The organism is Mailhella massiliensis (genome assembly GCF_020741395.1).
Taxonomy (GTDB): domain Bacteria; phylum Desulfobacterota; class Desulfovibrionia; order Desulfovibrionales; family Desulfovibrionaceae; genus Mailhella; species Mailhella massiliensis_A.
In genome coordinates this window covers 1-3,603 of sequence record NZ_DYZA01000012.1, presented here as the reverse complement: position 1 = coordinate 3,603, position 3,603 = coordinate 1, and the positions used below count along the sequence as shown (strand labels likewise).

Genomic DNA, 3,603 nt, shown 5'->3' with positions numbered 1-3,603 from the left:
CATGGTATCTGCTATGGTTGTGGAGTCAAGCGGCAGGGGAGCGTCTCCGTCCGAGAACCGAAATTTCCCGGTTCAGAAAAAATCTGCGAAAATGCTTGACTCTATAGTCACTATAGACACTACGCTGATATCAACAAGGAGATAAGCGTGAACGACAACAATATATCTCGCGGCGGAACAGGGCCCTGCGCCTGTTCCCGGGTTTTCACCCTGCGGTCATTTACTGAGGAAAAGGAACGTATGGCCCGGGAAGGGCATGTTCCCGGACTTCATCACGATCATGCCGGGCATCATCATGAAGGCTGCTCCTGCGGCCACGACCATGCCGCTCCGGAGCCGGTGGACACGGCTCTGCTGGAGGAGGCTTCGGCCACGGCGGCGGTGTACCGCATCATGAACATGGACTGCCCCATGGAAGAGGCGCTTATAAGAAAGCGCCTGTCATCTGTGGAAGGCATCACCGGCCTGGAGTTCAATCTCATGCAGCGTGTGCTCACCGTGCGCCACAGCCTGCCTTCCACCCTCGTCATTGAGGAGGCGCTCGCTTCCATAGATATGATTCCCGAAAGACTGGGGAAAGCCGGAACGCCCGCTTCGCCTGTGGTTGAAGCGTCTATTGCATGGAAGAAGCTGGCGGCGGCTGCAGTGTTTGCGGCCTTTTCCGAGGCTTCGGAACTGGCTCTTGCCTGGTCGGGAGGAGTTTCTCCGTTTCTGGAGTTTCTGCCTTTTCTTTTCGCGGCGGCGGCCATTATTCTCGGAGGGCTCGGCACCTACCGCAAGGGCTGGATAGCCGTTTCCAACCTCAACCTCAATATCAACGCCCTCATGTCCGTGGCCGTCACCGGGGCAGTGCTCATCGGTCAGTACCCGGAAGCCGCCATGGTCATGGTACTTTTCAATATTTCCGAGGCCATTGAGGCCCGGGCTCTCAACAGGGCGCGTAATGCCATAGGCAAACTTCTGGCGCTTTCCCCGGAGCGGGCGATGGTGCAGCAGGCCGACGGCTCCTGGGAGGAGAGGGATATCCGCACCGTTTCCGTGGGGAGCATCATCCGGGTGAAGCCCGGCGAGAGGGTGGCGTTGGACGGCGTGATTCGCCGCGGACATTCCGCCGTGGATCAGGCGCCCATCACAGGGGAAAGCATCCCTGTGGAGAAGGCCGAGGGCGATATCGTGTTTGCCGGAACCATCAATACCTTCGGTTCCTTTGAGTTTGAGGCCACGGCGGCCGCATCGGATACCACGCTCTCCCGCATCATTCATGCGGTGGAGGATGCGCAGGGGCGGCGCGCCCCCATACAGCGTTTTGTGGACGCCTTCGCCCGCCGATACACCCCGGCCGTGTTCCTGCTTTCCCTGTTGACGGCGTTTGGTCTTCCCCTCTGCATGGACTGGGCCTGGAAGGACGCCGTGTACACCGCGCTGGTTCTTCTGGTCATAGGTTGCCCGTGCGCTCTCGTGATTTCCACCCCGGTGAGCATCGTGAGCGGCATGGCGGCGGCAATGCGCTCCGGCATCCTGGTGAAAGGCGGCATGTTTCTGGAGCAGGGGCGGCTTCTGCGCTGCCTTGCCTTCGACAAGACGGGCACGCTGACCCATGGCCGTCCCCGCCTGACGGACAGGGAAATTCTGGGTGCGGAAGAGGGGGAGAGGTCCGCGCTTCTTGCAGCCGGACTTGCCGCAAGGTCGGATCACCCCGTCTCCCGCGCCCTTGCGGAAAACGCGGAGGAGCAGGGGCTTGCTCTTCCTGACGTAGAGGATTTCGAGGCCGTGCCCGGGCTGGGGGTGCGCGGGCGTGTGGAAGGCAGGCTCTACCATCTCGGAAGCCGCCGCATGATGGCATGCCTGGGGCTGGATTCCGCCGAGCTGGAAGGGCGGATCGCAGCGTTGGAGAGCAGGGGCAGAACCGTGGTTGCCCTTGCCGGGGAAGAGGGGGTGCTCGCGCTTTTTGCCGTGGCCGATACCCTGCGGGAAAACAGCCGGGAGGCGGTGCGCGAGTTGAAGGAGCTCGGCGTACATACCGTCATGCTCACCGGTGATAATGAGAATGTGGCGCGTGTCATAGCCTCACAGGCCGGGGTGGACGAGTATTTCTCGGGCCTTCTGCCGGAGGACAAGCTGCACGCCCTGGAAAAGCTTGCCGCCCGCGGCGGCAAGGTGGGCATGGCGGGCGACGGCATCAACGACGCCCCGGCCCTTGCTCGTGCCGACATAGGCTTCGCTATGGCCCGCGGCGGTACCGATACCGCCATGGAAACTGCCGACGTGGCCCTCATGGACGACGACTTGCGCAAGATACCGAGGTTCATCCGCCTTTCCCGTGCGACCTATGCCATTCTGGTACAGAACATCGTGCTGGCCTTGGGCGTGAAGGCGCTGTTCTTCGCCCTGACCTTCAGCGGCTGCGCCACCATGTGGATGGCCGTATTCGCTGATGTGGGCACGGCCCTTCTGGTGGTGGCCAACGGCCTGAGGGCTGCGAAAAAGTAGTTTTTAAAAGGAAAGCTTCAAGTTTTTTCCCGCCGTTTCGGACGGAGGAGAAGTGCGTCCGGCCTTCCTCATGTTCAGGAGAAGCATCATGATATTTCAGCAGATACGCGGAGCCACCAGCATCGTGACCTTCGGAGGCAGTCGCTTTCTTATCGACCCTTTCTTCGCACGGAAGGGAACTTTGCCTTCAGTTCCCTCTCCGTGGAATGATTTCCCCAACCCTCTGGTGGAACTTCCTCTGCCGGTGGAGGAAATCGTCGCGGTGGATGCCGTCATTGTCACGCACATGCACCATTTCGATCACTTCGACGAGGCTGCGTGCGACGCCCTTGCTGAAGACATGCCTATCTTCACGCAGAATGAGGCGGAAGCGGAAGATATGCGCGCTCTGGGCTTTATGCGTGTCACGGCGCTGACAGAGGAAGGCGTGGATTTTCGCAATGTCACGCTTCACAGGACGGAGGCTCTGCACGGGGCGGGCGAGGCTGCGGCACGCAACTACGCTGCTTTCGGACTGCCTTCCACGGCCTGCGGCGTGCTGTTTACTGCGGAAGGCGAAAAGATGTTCTACCTGGCCGGAGATACGGTGTGGTTTCAGGGCGTGGCCGACGTGCTGGAAAGGTTCCGTCCCGATGTGGTGGCGCTCAATGCTGCCTGGGCGCAGTTTTATGACGGCACCCCTATCCTCATGGGGCCGGAAGAGCTGTCCGTGGCGGCGGCTGCGGCCCCGCAGGCACGCATGATAGCCACGCACATGGACGCGGTGAACCACGCGAGGCTCAACCGCTCCCTTCTGCGTGCGTTTGTGAAGCAGGAGGGGCTGGAAGAGCGCTTCCTCATTCCTGAAGACGGTGAGAGCGTGCAGTTCTCTTGAAAGATTTCTGCAGGTTTGACAAAGGCGTCGGGCTCGGCCATGAGTTCCGGCAGAACATGCCGGGGAAAGAGACTGTCCCCGGAACAGGGCTTTGCCGGCCCCGGATGTTTGTCCGGGGCCTTTTCGCATAATAGAGAAGGATGTTTTGTCGAAGATCCTTGGGGCGGAATGATGCGTTTGGGTGAACTATGCGATGGATTATACCTTGAGAATGCATAGATATTCGGCCGGATGCGAAG

2 protein-coding genes are annotated in these 3,603 nt (G+C 60.5%); both read left to right on the top strand.

Annotated features, from left to right (window positions below; all coding sequences use genetic code 11):
* Nucleotides 1–393: 393 nt before the first annotated feature.
* On the top strand, nucleotides 394–2,490 hold the full coding sequence (locus tag K8W16_RS00455; protein ID WP_369694445.1) for a heavy metal translocating P-type ATPase: 2,097 nt from the start codon (nucleotides 394–396) through the stop codon (nucleotides 2,488–2,490).
* Nucleotides 2,491–2,578: 88 nt separating this feature from the next.
* Nucleotides 2,579–3,364, top strand: a complete 786-nt coding sequence (locus K8W16_RS00450) for an MBL fold metallo-hydrolase (RefSeq protein WP_304120199.1) — start codon at nucleotides 2,579–2,581, stop codon at nucleotides 3,362–3,364.
* Nucleotides 3,365–3,603: the final 239 nt, after the last annotated feature.